Here is a 16,440-nt window from a genome sequence, read left to right as displayed (position 1 = left end):
GGCGGAGAAAGCTCAGGGCGCGATCGGGCGATGAGCCACGTCAGCCGCGCGATGTTCCACTCGGTTGACTTCGACTGTGATGTGAACCAGCTCTTCATGGACGCGCAGCCGCTGTTTAAAAAAGTCTGGCTCGACAGCCGCCGTTGTCGCGAGCGAGACGATGCAGGCGTACTTGCCTTTGCCGACGCGCCAGACATGCAGGTCGCACAACGTCGCCTTGACCGGACTAGCATCGATCACGTCCCGAATCTCCTGCACCACAGGCGCGTTCATTTCTGCATCCAGCAGCACCCGACCTGATTCGCGCATCAGCCCGTAGGCCCACACTGCCACCAGCCCGGCACCGACGATTCCCATGACGGGGTCGAGCCACGCAGCACCCCACACCTTGCCGCCGAACAGCGCGACGATGGCCAGCACGGACGTCGCGGCATCGGCCACCACATGCACGTAGGCGGAGCGAAGGTTCAGGTCCTGGTGATGCGCATGACCATGAGCGTCGTCGGGACGGTGACCGTGGTGTTGGTGCTGATGACCGCCGCGTAGCAGCCACGCGCAAGCGAGGTTGACCAGCAAGCCGACCACGCCGATCGCGATGGCTTCGTCGTAATGGATCGTGGTCGGCGAGGCCAGCCGCTCGACCGATTGGTAGAGCATCAGCGCCGCGACCAGCGTCAGCAGGATCGCGCTGCTGAAGCCGCCGAGCACTTCGATTTTCCAGGTGCCGAAAGCGAAGCGACTGTCGCCAGAAAAGCGGCGTGCTGCTGCATATGCGATGACCGACAAACCCAACGCCAGCGTATGCGAGCTCATGTGCCATCCATCAGCCAGCAGGGCCATGGAGTTGAAGGTCCAACCGCCTGCGATTTCGACCACCATCATGACGGCGGTCAAGACGACCACCCCCTTGGTGAGGCGTTCGGCGAGTGGATTGCCTTCGTCGAAAGCGTGGGAGTGCTGCGAGCTCAAAGGTGGCTGGGCGGCGTGGTCAGTTTGCATTCACATACTCTACCCCAGTATTTCTTTGTCGCCTTTTACAATGCGCCATGGCACACACGATCACCGACAAAAAGCCCTTGCTCGCCCGCGTCAGGCGCATCAAAGGCCAGGCTGAGGCACTGGAGCGCGCACTTGAAGACGGCGCCGAGTGCATGGCGGTGCTGCAGCAGATCGCGGCGATCCGCGGGGCGGTGAAAGGCCTTATGTCGCAAGTGCTCGAAGGGCATCTCCGCGAACACATGGGGCCAGCGAGCGACGCATCGCATGACCGTATGGACGACCTCGAGGCCATCGTCTCCGTGCTTCGTTCCTACATGAAATGACAGTCGAGCTGACATCGAGGGAGCCGCACATGGACACCGGCGTGGCAACGCTGTGTATGTGGATTCGCCGGGACGCTTGCTCGGCTACTGTTCAGTCAATCAATCGAGTTGCGCAATAGCCCGGGCAAAGTAGGCACGGTGCGCACCGGAAAGCAATGTGAAGGCATCGCGATCGCCAGCTGTCGGAAAGACGCCGACCAGGCATTGCCCAACTTCGACCGGGTCGCCGTGTGCTGGCCTATACACATCGCCCATATACCGGGCATACCGGCCTTCCACCAACTCGCAGCGCGACGCTCTGAGCATTGCGGCGTGTGCTCGATCGAGGTGGTGGCCGACGAAGATCGCGACGTGTTCGTAGATGTCGGTCTTCAGTGAGCCAGAGCGGCAGTCGGCCTGGATCTTGTCGTCCACCGACAGGAATTGAAGGGTCAGCACCATTGCGCAATGATGCTTTCTGCCTGGCTTTCGTGGTGCCCGTTCGTCGGCTCAAGACGTCCCCAAAAAGAATGATGCACTGCTGCTGTTTTCGCTGTTAAGCGACGCAAGCGACTCACCAGTCGCTGCTGGAATCGCCACCGCCACCGCCGCCACCGCCACCGCCACCGCCACTGTCCCATGAGCCGGCATCGGAAATTCCGAAGTCGGAGCCGCCCATGTCTGCATTGGTATCCGGTCCAAGATTGTTGTCGAAAGCAGGCTGATCGCGACGTTTTTCGGCTATGTCGTCAGGCCTGTCGCGTTGGCTGAAGTGCCGCACGGCTTGCTCGACTGCGACCGCGCCCAAGCCAACGGCGGCGCCCGTCATCAACGCGCTACCCAGGCCGGAAGTTGCCGATGGCGCGGCGGGCGCCGGTGGGGCATAGGGGTAGTTGGGTTGTGCCGTCGATCCCGGTGCGTAGCCAGCCGGAACGCCGCCATACGAAGGATTCGGGTAGCCCGTTTGCGCAGTGACCGGCGCACCGGGTGCACCGCTTGCACCAGGCCTTGCACCTGAAATTCGCTTGAACATGAAGAAGCCTGCCGCGATCAGCAGCACCACGATGCCTGTCTTGGCCGGTGCGCCGAGACCGGACGATGCGACGCTCTGTGATTCGACCACCTTTGTGGACGCGGGCCGGGCTGCGGACGCTGGTCCATCGATCCGCTGGAGTAAGCCTGCAACCGCTTCTGGCTTGGCAAAAGGCAGGCCTGGCGCCAGCGCCTCGGCCCTGGCGTAGGCTGTCTTCGCCGCCCCGAGCTTGCCTTCTTTGGCGAGCAGTTCCGCGTGTACGAAATGAGCTTTGGCGCTGCCCGGATGCGCCGTCAGCACCGTGGCGATCATGCTGTCGGCTTCGGAGAGTTTTCCGCTCTCCGCCGCCTTGTAGATCTCGTCGATGGAAGGCTCACGAGCGCGGGTCGCGGCGGTTTCGGCCTGTGCCAGCGCCAGGACCGGAACGGTCAGCGCGAGCGCCAGAGCGAGATGACTGAGATGAATGACCAGACGTTTGAACATAAGAGCCTCTTTCCTTCCGAAATTGTCCACGCGACTAAATCACGCGTGGCTTAGGGCACTCTTAAAGAAAAGAGTCCTGGCAGGCTGGGCGCCGAGGTCTTACCGATGTCTCGCCGCGGACCTTCAGCGTTTGCTGCTCGCGATATAGCGGAGCCAGTCGTCGTGATCTGTCGACAGAAAAATGCCGACGGCCGCAATCGCTGCAATGACGATCGCCGATATGGCGATGTCCCAGTGGCCGCCCTTCAGCTTGCGTGCGTCGATCAGGCGGCCTGCCAGCAGCAAGACGATCGCGCCTGTGCCGAGCAGCAACATCAGGAGCACAGCGTTTTTCATGGTCCGTAAATGTACGCGGGTTGCTGTCGACGAAGAACGGCGCTCGTGGAGGACAAAAAAAGGCCCGCGCGAGGCGGGCCTTTGGAAGTGTGGCCCTTGAAACCACCTTGGAGAACCAAGCCTCGAGCGTAGTCACGCGGATGCGGCACGCCAAGTCGGTCAAAGGTACACGTTGTCGTATTTTTTCGGAACTAGTTGGCAAAAGTGGCGGAACTTTTGCTGTCCCCTTCACTTTGTCGGTTGCCTGGTCAGTCCAGCAGCAGCTTCATTCCGGGGTCGCCTTTTTGCATAGCGCGCTGGTAGGTCGGGCGGGCCGCCACGCGTTGCAGGTAGGCCCGCACATTGGGGTACGGCGCGAGATCGAACGGGAAGAAGTAACGCATGGTGGTCAACGAGAAAACCATCATGATGTCCGCGGCGGTCAGGCTCTCGCCGGCCAGAAAAGGCGTATTACCGAGCCGGGTTTCCATCATCGTGAAAGCATCGAGCAGTCGGCTCCGGATGCGCGCGGCGATCGGGTTGTCTGCGGGCAGATTCAGTCGATTCATTACCATGTTGCGGCCCATCGCAGGCTGGAAATTGCCGTTCGCATAGTGCCACCAGAAAACATATTGCGCGTAGTCGGGGTGCGTGGGCGCATGCGTCAGGCGCCCGCCGCCATGCTTGCCGATGATGTATTCCATGATGGCGCCCGATTCCGCGAGGACGATTTCACCGTCTTCGATGACGGGTGCGGTGCCCATGGGATGTAGCGCCACGAGCGAGGGCGGGGCAAGGCCGGTGACGGGGTCACGGACATGGTGCACGAGTTCGTAGTCGAGGCCGAGTTCTTCGCAGAGCCAGAGAATGCGCTCCGACTGGGATTTGCCGAGGTGATGGATGGTGAGCACAGTTGATTTTCAGAAGGGTTGGAGATGCTCGATCTTGCCCCGACACCGCCCGGCACGCGGTCGGAACATCCTGGTGTGCTCGCGGGGATGCGTTTGCCCACGCCGACGCAAGTGATTCGGTGGCTGCCATACAGTGAGGCATGAACCGATTTTTGTTGTTCTGCGCAGTAACTGCTTTCTGCGCGGGTGCAGTGAACGAAGCGTCTGCACAAGCGTCCCGCGGCGCGCCCGCCGGTACGACCGCGCAGTGTGCCGATGGCACCTTCAGCTCCGACCAGAGGCGGCCATGCGTCGGACGCAAAGGTGTGCAGTCGCAGGGTGGGGTGGGCTCGACGCCTGTGCAGCCGCAGGTGGCCCCGGCATTTCCGCCCAGCCCGCCGCCGCCCTCCAATACGCGAGCCCAGGGCTCTTCGATCCAGGGCCTGCCTGCGGGGACCACCCAAATGAACTCGCCGACTCGACGCTGACGCCGACGTTGATCAGCGCCCTGCCGCCGACACCCGTACCAGCGTCGCGGCCCTCGATCCGGTCATGCGACAGAACTCGTCGCGCTCCATGTCCGATGGAAAGCAGTAGACAGTGCAGCGACCGATGACAGCGTGGGCCGTGGGCGCATCGGTTGCGGTCCGTCTGAGTTCGCCGTCCCATCGCTGCCAGCCGTCGGAGGCCTGCTCCGCAAAGGCCTGTGCGGGATCTCCAGCGAGTTGGGTCAAGGCCGCGTAGGGGTGACAATCCGTGTCGAGAGCGCGCAACTCGCAAACGGCAGTGAGCCGCTTGTCGGGCGTCTGAAAATGAAGGTCGGCGCGGCTCCGAGGCATGCTTCAGCTTAACGCTGCACGGACACGCTCGAACGGATCTGCCAAGACCACATCGAGAACGTGCGGCGCTGTGCCAACCAGCGTGCTGTGTCTGGGTATCAGGAGGATCCTAAAACCATCCTCACCTCAGTCGACAAGGTGGTGTTGTGTCATCCCGCCTCCGGCCAAGATTCTGAAGTGGGGCGACATCGTCAACATCGATGTCGCTATCTCCCTTGCAGATACGGCGCCGGATTGGTCGCAACGCCATCCTTCCGAACTTCGAAATGCAGCTTGACGCGGTCGGTACCTGTGCTGCCCATGTCGCCGATCTTCTGGCCTTGCTTGACTTGTTCATCTTCACGCACGAGCACGCGATCCAGATGCGCATAGGCCGTGATCAGCTTGGCGTTGTGCTTGATGATGATCATCGTGCCGTATGACCGCAGCGAATTGCTGACCAGCATGACGCGCCCCGATGCAGCCGCGACGACCGGATCACCGCGGCTGCCGTCGATGTCGATGCCCTTGTTGCGCACCCCGTCATAGCCCGCAATCGTGTTGCCCGCCGCAGGGCGAACGAAGCTGCTGTTGCCTGTTGCCGGCGCGGCTTGTTCCGACGGTCCCGGCTTTGCGGGCGCCTGCCGAGGTCCGCTCTGTTTGCTTGCGGCGCTCTTGACGCTGGCTGGCTGATCCTTCGCGCAACCCGCCAACGTGACGGTGACCACTGCGGCAACCAAAACGAATGCTGCGCGCACCCAAATTCTCTGCGCCATATGTCTCTGACTTCCCTGACTTTTTTGCAATCGCTCATGCTACATGGCGCTATCTGAAGGGCCGAAGACGCCTGAGAATCCCCGCATGCCTCATGCCGTCTCCCGCCTGCGCGCCGCGCGCCTGGCCCGCAGTGCCAAACCCTTCCTCGCCCGTGGTGGTTTCAAGCGTGAGCGTTGCACGGGTTGCCGTCTGGTTGCCAGCCACTGCATGTGCGCATTGCGTCCGTCCGTCGTCACGCGTGCCGGCGTGTGCCTGCTCATGGCCGATATCGAGCCGCTCAAGCCGAGCAACACGGGCTGGTTGATCGCCGATGTGGTGGTCGACACCTTCGCATTCGGATGGTCGCGTACTGAAACCGATCCCGCACTTCTGGCCTTGCTGAGCGACCCGCAGTGGCAACCGTACGTCGTGTTCCCAGGCCAGTACGCAGCGCCGGGCCGGGTGGTGCATGCAGTGGCGCCGTCCAGCGCTGCCGATGGTGAACCGGTCAAGCGCCCGCTGTTCATCCTGCTCGACGGCACCTGGGCCGAGGCGCGCAAGATGTTTGGGAAAAGCCCGTACCTCGACCCATTGCCCGTGCTCAGTCCGCAGCCCGATCGGTTACCGCACTACAAGCTTCGCCGCTCCGGCCGCGACGATCATTTCTGCACCAGCGAAGTGGCTGCGCTCTGCATGAATCTGGCGGGAGAGCACATTGCGGAGCGAACGCTGGACGCGTACCTCGCGGTCTTCACGCACCACTATCTTCAGGCGAAGAATCAGTTGCCTGTGGCGTGGGATGGGGTCGCGCATCTGCGCTTGCGCGAGGTGGGTGTTGTACCGCCAATGTGCGTTGAACCTCCGGTTCAATCCGGAGAGCAGTCGTACGTGCCATAAATGTGACCGGCTGCTTCGGGCCCAAAGCAGCCATAAGGGTTGCTCCAGACCGGTCAGTCGCTCTGCTGCTTGTGCCACATGGGCAATACTCAAACGCTACACGCAGAAAGAAATGATGACGCCCGATGAACTCGTAGAAGCCACTCGTTTGATAGCTGTTGAAGAGAACGTCCTCACTTTTCGGCGGCTTTTTTCCGATACCCTTCCCGCGAAAGCATCGGACCCTTATTGGCAGCGGGCGCTTGCGCTCTTCAACCGCCTTGAGTCAGCGGACCAAGAGGTCTTTCTCGAAGTTGTCCGCAACACGGCCATTGCTACTACCTCTACCGTTTTGGGCATCGTCGATGGAGCCCACATAAACAGCATTGATGACTCACGGCTGGTTCTGCTCGACGCTAGTGGCAAGCAACTGAACGGTGACCTGCGGGAGCTATTTCTGCATGACCAAGAGATGCGTGCCAGCAAAGCTCTTGGCGGCTAAGTCGGCTTCTGGCCCGATTGCCGAAGTAAGCAGGTCGGAAGTCTACGTCTGCTCCTGCGCAAAGCAGAAGTTCGAGGCGAGGGGTGGTAAGACTGTCCAGCGCCCGAATAGTTTAAGAACCGCGGGCTCAATCAGGCTGAGCGCGAAGCTGCCGTGCTCATCGCAGACCCGTCAGCCCTGCGTGTCGCGTTTGGTCACGCCAACCGATTCACCCCACACCACCGCGCCATGAACACCGCCAGCACCGCGACCGTCTGCATCATGCTGTCGATCGACACCCACTCGTCGATGCCGTGGATGTTTGCGCCGCCCGAAGGGCCGTAGCAGATGGCGGGCGTCTCGCCGTAGAGGTTGAAAAACTTGGCATCGGTCGTACCGGTGAACGCCGTTGAAATCGCTTCCTTGCCGACGATGTCTTTGTGGGCCTTGGCGATGGCGACAACGATCGGTGCGTCGTCCGGCACGTGGCAGCCGTCGGCCTGGAAGCCTTCGTAGATGATCTTGTAGCTCAGTGCAGCGTGGGCGGGATGCGCCTCGTAGGCGGCGGCGAGCACCGCTTCGACTTCGGTCTTGACCTTGCCGACCTTCATGTCCGGATAGAAGCCGATCCGCACGTCTGCGCGACAGGCTGAAGGCACCGACGATGCCCATTCGCCGCCGTTGATCTTGCCGAGGTTGAAGTTGACCGGATGGTCGTGGTGCGCGAAGGAGCGGTAGCGCGCGCTTGGTGCGTTCCATCTGTCTTCGAGCTTTTTCAGTTCGCCGAAAAGGTAGTGAGTGAAGTCGATGGCGCCGACGCCGGTTTGCGCAACGGAGGCGTGCACCGGCTTGCCCAGCACTTCGATGGCGAGCCACAACACGCCCATCTGGCAGGTCATGATGCCGTTCTCGGAGATCGGTTCGGTGATGACGGCGGCGTCGGCGCGGTAGCCTGCTACCAGGCACGCGAGGGCTCCGTTGCCGGTGCATTCTTCTTCGATCACCGACTGAAAGTACACGGGAGACGCGGGCTCCAGGCCGATCGACTTGAGCGCCTTGAACGCCATCGTGTACGCGATGATGCCGGCCTTCATGTCCGATGCGCCGCGGCCATAGACACGATCGCCTTCGACCCGGCCGGAGAACGGGGAGCCCTCCCACAGCACCTCGGCGCCCGTCGGCACCACGTCGATGTGGCCGTTGAAGATCAGCGAGTTGCCCTTGAACGGGCCGCTCGGCCGGTGGATGCCCACCACGTTTGTGCGGCCGTCGTAAGAGACGATCGAAGGGGAATAGCCGGGGTGCGCCTTCAGCTTTTCTTCGTCGATCTCGAACTCGTCCACTTGCAGGCCGAGTTCGCCGAAGCGCTCGGCCATGAAGCTTTGCGCGCTCTTCTCCTGGCCGAGCAGGGAAGGGTGCTTCACCAGCGCGCTCAGCATGGCGACGCTTTCATCACGCAGGGCATGGGAGGCGGCGACGATGGCGGTTTCGTTCGCTTGAACTTCAATGACTTCTTGCATGCGGACCATTCTGCTATCGAAGGATTGGCAGTGTCGTTGGAAACGGGCAGTGCGGTTGTGGCCGGGTGCGCCGCTGGCGAAGTAGGGTTGCCGGCAGAACGTGCTCGACCGCCGATGCGTTGTAGCTCTTATTTGGATGACCCGGTATTGAATCGTTATTCGACATGAAAAATAGCATTTAACGCTTCATTATCGTTTCACGAAAATGAATAATCCAACCAGAGAGCGCGCTTCCTAGCCGCCAGTGCCAGTTCCCCACAACCATGAAAGACCACGATGAACAAGACCGAGACCACACGCCGCATCTTTCTGCTGACCATTTCCGCCGGAGCCACTGGCTTCGGGCTAGACGCCATGGCGCAAGCCGCCGTTGATGAAAAAGATCCGCAGGCCGCAGCGCTTGGCTATGTGGCAGACGCCAGCCGAGTCGACGCGAAGAAATTTCCGAAGTACGCCGCCGGCCAGATGTGCAGCAATTGCGCGCTGTACCAGGGCAAGCCCGCAGACGCGAACGGTGCTTGCCCGCTCTTCGCCGGCAAGCAGGTGAGTGCCAAGGGATGGTGCAGCGCCTGGGCGAAAAAGGGATGACGAACTCGCACGCGATGGCCTCGCGCGCGATCAGCCGCAGGACGTTGCTCGGCGCGCTGACGCTGCCATGGCTCGTGGGCGGTTGCACCACGCCGCTGCCGCTCGTGCAGGCACCAGCGAACGATGCAGGGGCCGTATCGCGGCTGCGTGACAGCGCAGAGGCGCACGGCCTTGCCGCATACCGGCAGATGACCGATATCAATGTCAGCTACAGCGGCAAGTGGCGGCCGCTGGTGGGTCGCATCCAGCCCGAAGTCGTCGACGAAGGCTATCGCGGCAGCTCGCAAGAAAGGCTGCTGCCTTCGACCGCTGTCGTGGCGCAGGCCTACACCGGGGCGAAGGGCAACAAGCACGTCTGGTGGCGCAGGGGCGGCACTGCACCGAACGACGCAGGCGAGGTCGCGGTGTGGTTCAACGGCGTGCGCAGCGCCGATGACGCTGCGCAGCAGGCGGCGGCTCTGGTGGCCGAAGGCTATGGGCTCTTTCTGCTCGGGCCGCTCTGGTTGAACGACCGCGGGCTGCGCATGCAGTCGGGCGGCACCGAGCGCGTCGATGGCCGCGTCTGCGATGTCGTCGACGTCTGGTTATCGCCCGGCTTGGGCCGAGTCGCCACCGACCGCGTCGCCCTGTGCATCGACCGCGGCGACGGGCTCGTACATCGAATGCGCTTCACACTGGAAGGCTTCGCCAACACGCAGGGGGCGGTGGCAGAGGTCGACACCTTCGAGCATGAGCGCCGTTTTGGCGTGACGTGGCCGATGCGATCGTTCGAGCGGATCGTGCATCCGATCGCGTTACCGGCTCACGATTGGCGCATCACCGGGCTCGATGTGAACCGGGGCTACGAGGCGAAGGAGGTGAGCGGACCCGCGTTCACAGGCGCGGCAGCGGCGGCTGCAACGCCGGTGTAGTTGCAAGGCCGCGCCTCAAGCCCGATCCGCAGTCGTCCGGGCCCGCATCAGCCGCAACCCGTTGGCGACGACCAGCAGCGTCGCACCCATATCGGCGAACACCGCCATCCACATGGTGGCCGTGCCGACCAGAGCGAGCACCATGAAAACGGCCTTGATGCCGAGCGCCAGCGAGATGTTCTGAACCAACACCGCGTGCGTCTTGCGCGACAGTCGGATGGTCTCCGGAATGCGGCGCAGGTCGTCGTTCATGACCACCACGTCCGCGGCTTCCATGGCGATGTCGGTGCCCATGGCGCCCATCGCAAAGCCGATGTCGGCCTGCGCCAGCGCCGGTGCGTCGTTGATGCCGTCGCCAGTCATCGCAGTGGCGCCGAAGCGCTTTTGCAACGCCTTGATTTCGGCCAGCTTGTCTTCGGGCAACAGGTTGCCTTGCGACTCGTCGATGCCGGCCTCGGCCGCGATGGTCTTTGCCGTCGCGGTGTTGTCTCCGGTCAGCATCACCGGGGTCACGCCGAGCGCTTTGAGTTCCGCGATGGCCTGGCGCGATGATTCCTTGATGGTGTCCGCCACGGCGAAGAGGGCGATAACGCCGCGATCGTCTGCCAGCAGCGTGACCGTACGGCCCTGCTGCTCGTGCGCGGCGAGCTGGGCCGCGATCTCTGCATTGCTGTGGTTGCGCTCCTGCATCAGGCGATGGTTGCCGAGCGCGTGGTCGCGTCCGCCGACCGTGCCCTGCGTGCCGCGGCCGGGGAGGGCGATGAAGCCTTCAACCGTGTCGGCATCTGCACGCGCGGCAGGCGAGCCGAGCCCTTGCGCGATGGCTTTCGACACAGGGTGGTCGGAGCGCTCCGCCAGGCTCGTCGCGATGCGGCCGACCTGCTCTTTGTCCGCGTCCGGGCGAAGCACCATCCAGTCGACCAGCTTCGGCTTGCCCTCGGTGATGGTGCCGGTCTTGTCGAGCGCGATGACCTTGAGGTTACGTGCCTCTTCCAGATACGTGCCGCCCTTGATCAGGATGCCGCGCCGCGCGCCCGCCGCCAGCGCGCTGACGACCGTGACCGGCGTCGAGATCACCAGCGCGCACGGGCAGGCGACCACCAGCAGCACCAGTGCCTTGTAGATGGCTTCGAGCCAGGTGGCGTCCGTCAGCCACGGCATGAGCAGGGCCACGGCCAGTGCCAGCACGAAGACCGATGGCGTGTAGATGGCTGCGAACCGGTCGACGAAGCGCTGCGTCGGGGCGCGCGTTCCCTGCGCTTCCTCGACCGCGTGAATGATGCGGGCCAGTGTCGTGTTGGACGCAATGCCGGTCACGCGAAACTGGAGTTCGCCCGTCTCGTTGATGGTGCCGGCGTAGACCGTGTCTCCGACGCTGCGATCGACCGGCAGGCTCTCGCCCGTGACCGGCGCCTGGTTCACCGCGCTGCGGCCTTCGGTGACCACGCCGTCGAGCGGCACGCGTTCGCCAGGACGGATGCGCACGATGGCGTCGAGCACCACACCGGCCGACGGCACCGTCTTCCAGCTGCGGTCCGCCTGCTGTACGTCCGCTTGTTCCGGCGCAAGAGCGACGAGGCCTTTGATCGCGTTGCGGGCGCGATCGGCGGCACGCGCTTCGATCAGCTCGGCGATGGCGTAGAGCGCCATGACCATCGCGGCTTCCGGCCACTGGCCAATGACGAAGGCGCCGGTGACGGCCACGCTCATCAACGCGTTGATGTTCAGCCGGCCGCGGCTCAGCGCCTTGATGCCCTTCGAATAGGTCTCGACGCCCGACAGCCAGATTGCGATTGCGGCCATGCCGAGGCCGACATACTTCATTGCCGGGACATCGCTTGCGAAGAAGTGCAGCGTCTCGGCGCCGATGGCCAGTGCGAGCGCGGCGCCGAGGCGAATCACACTGGACGATTGCTCGCCATGAGCCTGGCCGTGATCGTGGTCATGCCCCGCATGGTCGTGGTCATGGTGGCCGTCCTCGGCTGTGTGGGTCGCGGCTTGGCCTGCGTCGCTTCGAGACGCGCTCACCGGCACTGGTTCGTAACCTGCGCTTTGAATAGCCTTGACAGCCAGCGGAATCACCTCGGCGGGCGCGTTGATGGCCACTGTTCGTGCGCCCAGCTGGAAGTTGAGGCTCTTGATGCCGACGACCTTGTCGAGCGCGCGGCGGATGTCGCTTTCTTCCACCGCACAGTCCATAGCCGGAATGCGGAACACCGTTGCGCCGGCGGGAACGGTTGTCTTGGCCGCGATGGCGGACGGCTTCTCTTTCATTTCAGGCATTGTGGTTTTTGTCATTGGCTCGATTGGAAACCCTGTAGCGGGTTTAGAGTCAAGCGCAAATTTCCAAACGGTTTTCTGAAGGGATTTCGATGAAGATCGGTGAACTGGCGCAAGCCACGGACACGCCCGTAGAGACCATCCGCTTCTACGAAAAGGAAGGGCTGTTGCCGTCCCCGGCGCGGACCGAGAGCAACTACCGCATCTACGGCCTGGAGCACGTCGAACGGCTGATGTTCATCCGTCGGTGCCGCTCGCTGGATATGGCGCTGGACGAGATTCGTGCGCTGCTTCGCTTCAAGGAATCGCCGCAGGAAAACTGTGGCGGGGTCGGCGAGCTGCTGGAAGAACACCTCGGGCACGTTGCCCAACGCATCCGCGAATTGCGTGCTTTGGAAAAGCAGCTGAAGGGCCTTCTGGAGCAGTGTTCGACGACCGCCGCTTCGGGCGATTGCGGCATTCTGAAAGAGCTGTCGAGCGAGGGGCCGGCCCGGGCTTTCAAGCGCGCAGTCACGAAGCACGTGCACGGCACTCACTGAAGCTCAGTGCGCGTGACTGGCGTCGGTCCGGTCGGCGGCTCGGTGACGGATGTCGCTCCGGAGTGCTCGACGGCTACCTCACGAGAGGCCGCACGGTAGTGAAGCCGCCATCCACCGCAATCACCTGCCCCGTGAGGCGGGCTGCGCCGTCACTGAGCAGCCATGCCATGACGTCAGCCACCTGTTCTGCAGTCTGCACGCCGCCCAAAGGGTACTGGCGCGCGGCGCCGTCACGCATGGCGGGCAGCTTCAGCATGCTGGCCGTCATCGGCGTCTCGGTCATGCCCGGTGCCACGGCGTTGATGCGCAGCCGCTGTGCCGCGTAGGTGGCTGCGGCGCTGCGCACCAGGGCTTCGATGCCGCCCTTGGCGGCAGCGATCGCCTCGTGATTGGCGACGCCGATGCGCGCCACCACCGAGCTCGCGAACACCGCCGCACCAGGCCCGCCCTGCAAAGCGCCGATCCAGGCCTGCAACATGAATACGGCGCTGTCGAGGTTGACGCGCATCACCTCGCGGTAGGCGTCCTCTCGGGTGCGGTGCAGCGGTGCGATCAGCGTGCTGCCCACGCAGTGCGCCAGCAAGGTGGGCGCGGCGCCGAGCGCCTCCTGGCAGGCGGCAATGGCCTGGGCTGCGCCTTCGGGCGTGGTGGTGTCGGCGGCGATCCGCACGGCGGCTTCCACATCGGCCAGGCGGTCGAGGTCGCGCCCTGCCGCGGCGACGCGGAAGCCCGTTGCGTGCAGTTGGTGTGCCAAGGCGCGGCCGATGCCACCGCTGGCGCCCGTGATGAGAACGATCGAAGTCATGGGATGTATTGCGACGGTGATTGAGTTGGGTGAGATCAGCGGGCTGTGTGCTGCCGGATCTATTGGGCCGGACGTGGCTTTTTGCGGCAGGCATCCGAGCAGTACTTCACCTCGGCCCAGTTCTTCGCCCATCGACGCCGCCAGGTCATGGTCAGGCCACAACTCACGCAGTTTTTGCTGGGCAGCGCCGCCTTGTTGCCCTTAAAGCTTTCTTTGCTCTTTGCCATGCCGCGATGCTACGAGTTTCCGGGTCGATTTGAGGTCAACATCGAGGCAAACTCGGTGGCTGTCGCACTTTAGGCGAGTCAAAGTCGGGTCAAGTCTTCAGGCTGAGCCCACCCTACAAAACCTTGACCGCCCGCCCGATGTACTGAATCGGCCCGGTCGGCCGATCGATTGGAGATCCGTTCTCAGGTTCCAGGGTCAGCTCGAAGAGCTGGTTCGGCTCTATTGCCGGCAGCTTGCCGAGCGGCACATAGAGCGTCTGGCCCGGTTTCACCAGACCGAGCGAAACGGGGCCGCGCCACTGGTCGCCCTTGGTCCAGAACTGCAGGGATTTTTGACTTGGAACGGTCGCGGTACCCAGCGGCACCAGACTGAGCTGGTGCGCGGCGTTGGTCTGAATCACATAGCCCGGCGCCTTGTCTTGTGGTGCCACCAGCACGACCATGTATTCGGGCGCTTGCGGTGTGCCTGGGCGCAGAACGAGCACCGCCGCCAGAGCCGCCGCGGTGGCAAAGCCGGCGCCGGTCATGCCGCGCCAGAGGCCGAGGTTGTTCCACCAGCCCGGAGGTCTTCGGCTCTCGACTTTCGGCCGCGGAGAAGCTGGCATGACAGGTGCCTTGACTGCGGCAGGGGCTTCGCCCAGGCTGCCCTCGATGCGCCGCCACAGCGCCGTCGACGGCTCTGAAGGCGGCGCGAGCGCGACGAGCGGAAGCAATCGCGCGTCCCACGCCGTCACCGCGTCACGCAAAGCGGGCTCCCGCTCGATCCGCGCTGCGACGATCTGTCGCGTCGCAACATTCAACGTGCCGAGCACGTACTCGCCCGCCAGCGCGTCGATGTCTTCGCCGGATGTGTTCGGCGTGCTCATGCCATGCACTCGCGCAAGGCTTTCATGCCGCGCTGAATCCAGGCTTTGACCGTGCCGAGCGGCGTGCGCGTGCGCTCCGCAATTTCGGCATGGGAGCAACCTTCGACGTAGGCGTAGAGGATGCAGTCGCGGCGTGCAGGCTCCAAGCTTGCGAGGCAGGTGTGCAGCCGGCCGAGGTCGGCACGGAGTTCGAACGGGTCGCCCGCACTGACGTACGCTGCCAGTGCGGCATCGTCGTCGATGGCTTCGCGCGCGTCGTCGTCGACCGTGGCTTCGCGCGCCGAGCTGCGCACCATGTTCAGTGCCGCGTTGCGCACAACGCTGTAGATCCAGCCGCGGCCTTCGCCACGGGTCGGATCGAAGCTGCCGGCTCGCTGCCAGATGTTCAAGAAAGCATCGTGCAGCACGTCTTCCGCACGATGGTGTTGCCGCACGATGCGCAGGGCCACGCCCAGAAGGAAGCGGGCCTCGCGCTGGTACAGGCGCTGCAGGGCTTCGCGGTCGCCTTGCGCGCAGGCCATGAGCTCGGCGTCGTAGTCGAAATGATCGGCGGGCGGCAAGGTCGATGGCGGTGGCTCGAAGAGGGTTCGATGGTAGTCGAGCCGCGCTGCAACGCCGTCATGCCATGCCGCAGCCGAGGGTCAAGACGCCTTCCAGAAGATGTAGTCGGCCTGGTACTTGACGGTCTGCTTCTGGCCCTTGGTGGCTGGGGTGCAAGGCATGGCCGCCGGTGCAACACCGCCTTGCAAGGCGACGCGCTGGATGTAGGTCACGCCGGTCATTGCGCCGCTGCCCATCGCCGGGTTGGCCTTGACCACTTGATACGGCAGGCTGGTCGGACCCGATGGCGCGACCGCGATTTGAGTAGCGGTCAGTTTGGAGCCGTCCATCGATTCCCACGTAGCGGGCGGGCCGTAGTACTTACCGACCTGCTTGCCGCTGCGGTCCATCAGTTTGGCATCGGGGCCGACGAACACCCATTCGGTCTGGCCCGGCGCGTTGGCCTTGTCGCGGCACTCGTAGGTGATGTCGCCGACACCCACGGTTTCCATGGCGACCTTGTTACCCGGCGGCACCTGGATCGGTGCGGGCAGCGAAGACTGATTGAACGTAGGACCCATGGACATCGAGCCACAGGCGGTGACGAGAGCCGCGGCGGACAGTGCGACCGCAACAAAAACGGGACTAGAAACTTGGCGAGAAGCTTGGGGAGTGCGCATTGAAATTCTCCTGTGGATAGGGCAGCAGCACATTCGCTGCTGATGGCTCTACCCACCAGATGCGCGGTTGGATGCACTCGGGCTGAAAAATATTCAGCCAGTGAACTCAGCCAGTGAACCCCACCAGGTTCAAGACATGGGACTTGCCCAGCCAGACAGCACAGTCCCGGTGATCGCGCAGTGCATCGCCGGTGTTCGGATGAACGAACACGTCGAGCGTGCCGTGGTTGAGTGCGAGCCATCCCAGTACATGCGGAAAGTCGTCAGGCGAGATGGCCAGCTGGTAGCTCCACATCGGGTGTGGTCCCACCAGCTTCTCGTGAAAGCGGCCCATGGCGATGCGGCCGGCCAGTTCGACCTCGATGGTTTCGCGCAGCGTCCAGGCCGCCGCTCCTGTCGCGGCGTCGAAGTACACGTGGGCGTGCCAGCTGCCGATGGTCGAAGGATTCAACAGGGTCATGTTCATTGCCGGAAGACCTTGGGGCCGCCATTGCGAGGCCAGTCGCCTATTGTCCATGGCGAACTATGAAC

The 16,440-nt window shown here is 63.4% G+C and carries 21 protein-coding genes; 6 read left to right on the top strand and 15 right to left on the bottom strand.

The window, feature by feature from the left end:
• Window positions 1-12: 12 nt before the first annotated feature.
• Window positions 13-999, bottom strand: coding sequence for a CDF family Co(II)/Ni(II) efflux transporter DmeF (gene dmeF, locus H7F36_RS17530; RefSeq protein ID WP_187052010.1), 987 nt, complete (start codon window positions 997-999; stop codon window positions 13-15).
• Between the two features lie 47 nt (window positions 1,000-1,046).
• Between dmeF and H7F36_RS17525 the strand changes: the two genes are divergently transcribed.
• Window positions 1,047-1,322: a metal/formaldehyde-sensitive transcriptional repressor gene (locus H7F36_RS17525; protein WP_187052009.1), complete on the top strand. Its 276-nt coding sequence runs from the start codon at window positions 1,047-1,049 to the stop codon at window positions 1,320-1,322.
• 99 nt (window positions 1,323-1,421) lie between these two features.
• On the opposite strand, the gene H7F36_RS17520 is transcribed toward H7F36_RS17525, so the two are convergent.
• The 6 genes from H7F36_RS17520 to H7F36_RS17495 form a co-directional block, all read right to left on the bottom strand.
• Window positions 1,422-1,763 (bottom strand): hypothetical protein, encoded by a 342-nt coding sequence (locus tag H7F36_RS17520; protein WP_187052008.1) that lies wholly within the window; start codon window positions 1,761-1,763, stop codon window positions 1,422-1,424.
• Window positions 1,764-1,875: 112 nt separating this feature from the next.
• On the bottom strand, window positions 1,876-2,817 hold the full coding sequence (locus tag H7F36_RS17515; RefSeq protein ID WP_187052007.1) for a tetratricopeptide repeat protein: 942 nt from the start codon (window positions 2,815-2,817) through the stop codon (window positions 1,876-1,878).
• Window positions 2,818-2,940: 123 nt separating this feature from the next.
• Entirely contained in the window at window positions 2,941-3,153 is a 213-nt protein-coding gene (locus H7F36_RS17510) for a hypothetical protein (protein WP_187052006.1), read from the bottom strand.
• A 248-nt stretch (window positions 3,154-3,401) separates the two neighbouring features.
• Entirely contained in the window at window positions 3,402-4,043 is a 642-nt protein-coding gene (locus tag H7F36_RS17505; protein ID WP_187052005.1) for a glutathione S-transferase family protein, read from the bottom strand.
• A 479-nt stretch (window positions 4,044-4,522) separates the two neighbouring features.
• The gene (locus H7F36_RS17500) at window positions 4,523-4,861 is read right to left on the bottom strand and encodes a hypothetical protein (RefSeq protein ID WP_222620393.1); all 339 of its coding nucleotides are present in this window, start codon (window positions 4,859-4,861) and stop codon (window positions 4,523-4,525) included.
• Between the two features lie 206 nt (window positions 4,862-5,067).
• Window positions 5,068-5,616, bottom strand: coding sequence for a peptidoglycan DD-metalloendopeptidase family protein (locus H7F36_RS17495; protein WP_187052003.1), 549 nt, complete (start codon window positions 5,614-5,616; stop codon window positions 5,068-5,070).
• A gap of 85 nt (window positions 5,617-5,701) precedes the next feature.
• Here H7F36_RS17495 and H7F36_RS17490 point away from each other — a divergent pair, with 85 nt between their 5' ends.
• Window positions 5,702-6,493 (top strand): tRNA-uridine aminocarboxypropyltransferase, encoded by a 792-nt coding sequence (locus tag H7F36_RS17490; protein ID WP_187052002.1) that lies wholly within the window; start codon window positions 5,702-5,704, stop codon window positions 6,491-6,493.
• A 112-nt stretch (window positions 6,494-6,605) separates the two neighbouring features.
• On the top strand, window positions 6,606-6,974 hold the full coding sequence (locus H7F36_RS17485; RefSeq protein ID WP_187052001.1) for a hypothetical protein: 369 nt from the start codon (window positions 6,606-6,608) through the stop codon (window positions 6,972-6,974).
• A gap of 194 nt (window positions 6,975-7,168) precedes the next feature.
• On the opposite strand, the gene H7F36_RS17480 is transcribed toward H7F36_RS17485, so the two are convergent.
• Window positions 7,169-8,473 (bottom strand): ArgE/DapE family deacylase, encoded by a 1,305-nt coding sequence (locus H7F36_RS17480; RefSeq protein WP_187052000.1) that lies wholly within the window; start codon window positions 8,471-8,473, stop codon window positions 7,169-7,171.
• Between the two features lie 276 nt (window positions 8,474-8,749).
• Between H7F36_RS17480 and H7F36_RS17475 the strand changes: the two genes are divergently transcribed.
• Window positions 8,750-9,061: a high-potential iron-sulfur protein gene (locus tag H7F36_RS17475; RefSeq protein WP_187051999.1), complete on the top strand. Its 312-nt coding sequence runs from the start codon at window positions 8,750-8,752 to the stop codon at window positions 9,059-9,061.
• Complete coding sequence (locus tag H7F36_RS17470) at window positions 9,058-9,972, top strand: hypothetical protein (protein WP_187051998.1); 915 nt, start codon at window positions 9,058-9,060, stop codon at window positions 9,970-9,972. Before H7F36_RS17475 ends, H7F36_RS17470 begins: the two co-directional genes overlap by 4 nt.
• Before the next feature lie 15 nt (window positions 9,973-9,987).
• On the opposite strand, the gene H7F36_RS17465 is transcribed toward H7F36_RS17470, so the two are convergent.
• Entirely contained in the window at window positions 9,988-12,246 is a 2,259-nt protein-coding gene (locus tag H7F36_RS17465) for a heavy metal translocating P-type ATPase (protein WP_261802676.1), read from the bottom strand.
• Window positions 12,247-12,344: 98 nt separating this feature from the next.
• Here H7F36_RS17465 and cadR point away from each other — a divergent pair, with 98 nt between their 5' ends.
• Entirely contained in the window at window positions 12,345-12,791 is a 447-nt protein-coding gene (gene cadR, locus H7F36_RS17460; protein WP_187051996.1) for a Cd(II)/Pb(II)-responsive transcriptional regulator, read from the top strand.
• 73 nt (window positions 12,792-12,864) lie between these two features.
• Here the strand turns inward: cadR and H7F36_RS17455 are convergent, their stop codons facing one another.
• From H7F36_RS17455 to H7F36_RS17430, 6 genes are all read right to left on the bottom strand, one after another.
• Window positions 12,865-13,596: an SDR family NAD(P)-dependent oxidoreductase gene (locus H7F36_RS17455; protein WP_187051995.1), complete on the bottom strand. Its 732-nt coding sequence runs from the start codon at window positions 13,594-13,596 to the stop codon at window positions 12,865-12,867.
• A gap of 59 nt (window positions 13,597-13,655) precedes the next feature.
• Window positions 13,656-13,823: a DUF2256 domain-containing protein gene (locus H7F36_RS17450; RefSeq protein ID WP_187051994.1), complete on the bottom strand. Its 168-nt coding sequence runs from the start codon at window positions 13,821-13,823 to the stop codon at window positions 13,656-13,658.
• 113 nt (window positions 13,824-13,936) lie between these two features.
• The gene (locus H7F36_RS17445; RefSeq protein WP_187051993.1) at window positions 13,937-14,689 is read right to left on the bottom strand and encodes an anti-sigma factor domain-containing protein; all 753 of its coding nucleotides are present in this window, start codon (window positions 14,687-14,689) and stop codon (window positions 13,937-13,939) included.
• Entirely contained in the window at window positions 14,686-15,210 is a 525-nt protein-coding gene (locus H7F36_RS17440) for a sigma-70 family RNA polymerase sigma factor (protein WP_187055046.1), read from the bottom strand. The genes H7F36_RS17445 and H7F36_RS17440 overlap by 4 nt, the downstream gene beginning before the upstream one ends.
• Before the next feature lie 120 nt (window positions 15,211-15,330).
• Complete coding sequence (locus H7F36_RS17435; protein ID WP_187051992.1) at window positions 15,331-15,909, bottom strand: DUF3455 domain-containing protein; 579 nt, start codon at window positions 15,907-15,909, stop codon at window positions 15,331-15,333.
• 106 nt (window positions 15,910-16,015) lie between these two features.
• On the bottom strand, window positions 16,016-16,369 hold the full coding sequence (locus H7F36_RS17430; protein WP_187055045.1) for a DOPA 4,5-dioxygenase family protein: 354 nt from the start codon (window positions 16,367-16,369) through the stop codon (window positions 16,016-16,018).
• Window positions 16,370-16,440 lie beyond the last annotated feature (71 nt).

It is taken from the genome of Variovorax sp. PAMC28562 (assembly GCF_014303735.1).
Lineage (GTDB): Bacteria > Pseudomonadota > Gammaproteobacteria > Burkholderiales > Burkholderiaceae_C > Variovorax.
This window is presented reverse-complemented; position numbering and strand designations above follow the sequence as displayed.

What these genes read in the sequence shown, in the direction of transcription:
- dmeF (WP_187052010.1), bottom strand. Translation starts at nt 999, where the DNA reads ATGCAAACTGACCACGCCGCCCAGCCACCTTTGAGCTCGCAGCACTCC.
- H7F36_RS17525 (WP_187052009.1), top strand. Translation starts at nt 1,047, where the DNA reads ATGGCACACACGATCACCGACAAAAAGCCCTTGCTCGCCCGCGTCAGG.
- H7F36_RS17520 (WP_187052008.1), bottom strand. Translation starts at nt 1,763, where the DNA reads ATGGTGCTGACCCTTCAATTCCTGTCGGTGGACGACAAGATCCAGGCC.
- H7F36_RS17515 (WP_187052007.1), bottom strand. Translation starts at nt 2,817, where the DNA reads ATGTTCAAACGTCTGGTCATTCATCTCAGTCATCTCGCTCTGGCGCTC.
- H7F36_RS17510 (WP_187052006.1), bottom strand. Translation starts at nt 3,153, where the DNA reads ATGAAAAACGCTGTGCTCCTGATGTTGCTGCTCGGCACAGGCGCGATC.
- H7F36_RS17500 (WP_222620393.1), bottom strand. Translation starts at nt 4,861, where the DNA reads ATGCCTCGGAGCCGCGCCGACCTTCATTTTCAGACGCCCGACAAGCGG.
- H7F36_RS17495 (WP_187052003.1), bottom strand. Translation starts at nt 5,616, where the DNA reads ATGGCGCAGAGAATTTGGGTGCGCGCAGCATTCGTTTTGGTTGCCGCA.
- H7F36_RS17490 (WP_187052002.1), top strand. Translation starts at nt 5,702, where the DNA reads ATGCCTCATGCCGTCTCCCGCCTGCGCGCCGCGCGCCTGGCCCGCAGT.
- H7F36_RS17485 (WP_187052001.1), top strand. Translation starts at nt 6,606, where the DNA reads ATGATGACGCCCGATGAACTCGTAGAAGCCACTCGTTTGATAGCTGTT.
- H7F36_RS17480 (WP_187052000.1), bottom strand. Translation starts at nt 8,473, where the DNA reads ATGCAAGAAGTCATTGAAGTTCAAGCGAACGAAACCGCCATCGTCGCC.
- H7F36_RS17475 (WP_187051999.1), top strand. Translation starts at nt 8,750, where the DNA reads ATGAACAAGACCGAGACCACACGCCGCATCTTTCTGCTGACCATTTCC.
- H7F36_RS17470 (WP_187051998.1), top strand. Translation starts at nt 9,058, where the DNA reads ATGACGAACTCGCACGCGATGGCCTCGCGCGCGATCAGCCGCAGGACG.
- H7F36_RS17465 (WP_261802676.1), bottom strand. Translation starts at nt 12,246, where the DNA reads ATGAAAGAGAAGCCGTCCGCCATCGCGGCCAAGACAACCGTTCCCGCC.
- cadR (WP_187051996.1), top strand. Translation starts at nt 12,345, where the DNA reads ATGAAGATCGGTGAACTGGCGCAAGCCACGGACACGCCCGTAGAGACC.
- H7F36_RS17455 (WP_187051995.1), bottom strand. Translation starts at nt 13,596, where the DNA reads ATGACTTCGATCGTTCTCATCACGGGCGCCAGCGGTGGCATCGGCCGC.
- H7F36_RS17450 (WP_187051994.1), bottom strand. Translation starts at nt 13,823, where the DNA reads ATGGCAAAGAGCAAAGAAAGCTTTAAGGGCAACAAGGCGGCGCTGCCC.
- H7F36_RS17445 (WP_187051993.1), bottom strand. Translation starts at nt 14,689, where the DNA reads ATGAGCACGCCGAACACATCCGGCGAAGACATCGACGCGCTGGCGGGC.
- H7F36_RS17440 (WP_187055046.1), bottom strand. Translation starts at nt 15,210, where the DNA reads ATGGCCTGCGCGCAAGGCGACCGCGAAGCCCTGCAGCGCCTGTACCAG.
- H7F36_RS17435 (WP_187051992.1), bottom strand. Translation starts at nt 15,909, where the DNA reads ATGCGCACTCCCCAAGCTTCTCGCCAAGTTTCTAGTCCCGTTTTTGTT.
- H7F36_RS17430 (WP_187055045.1), bottom strand. Translation starts at nt 16,369, where the DNA reads ATGACCCTGTTGAATCCTTCGACCATCGGCAGCTGGCACGCCCACGTG.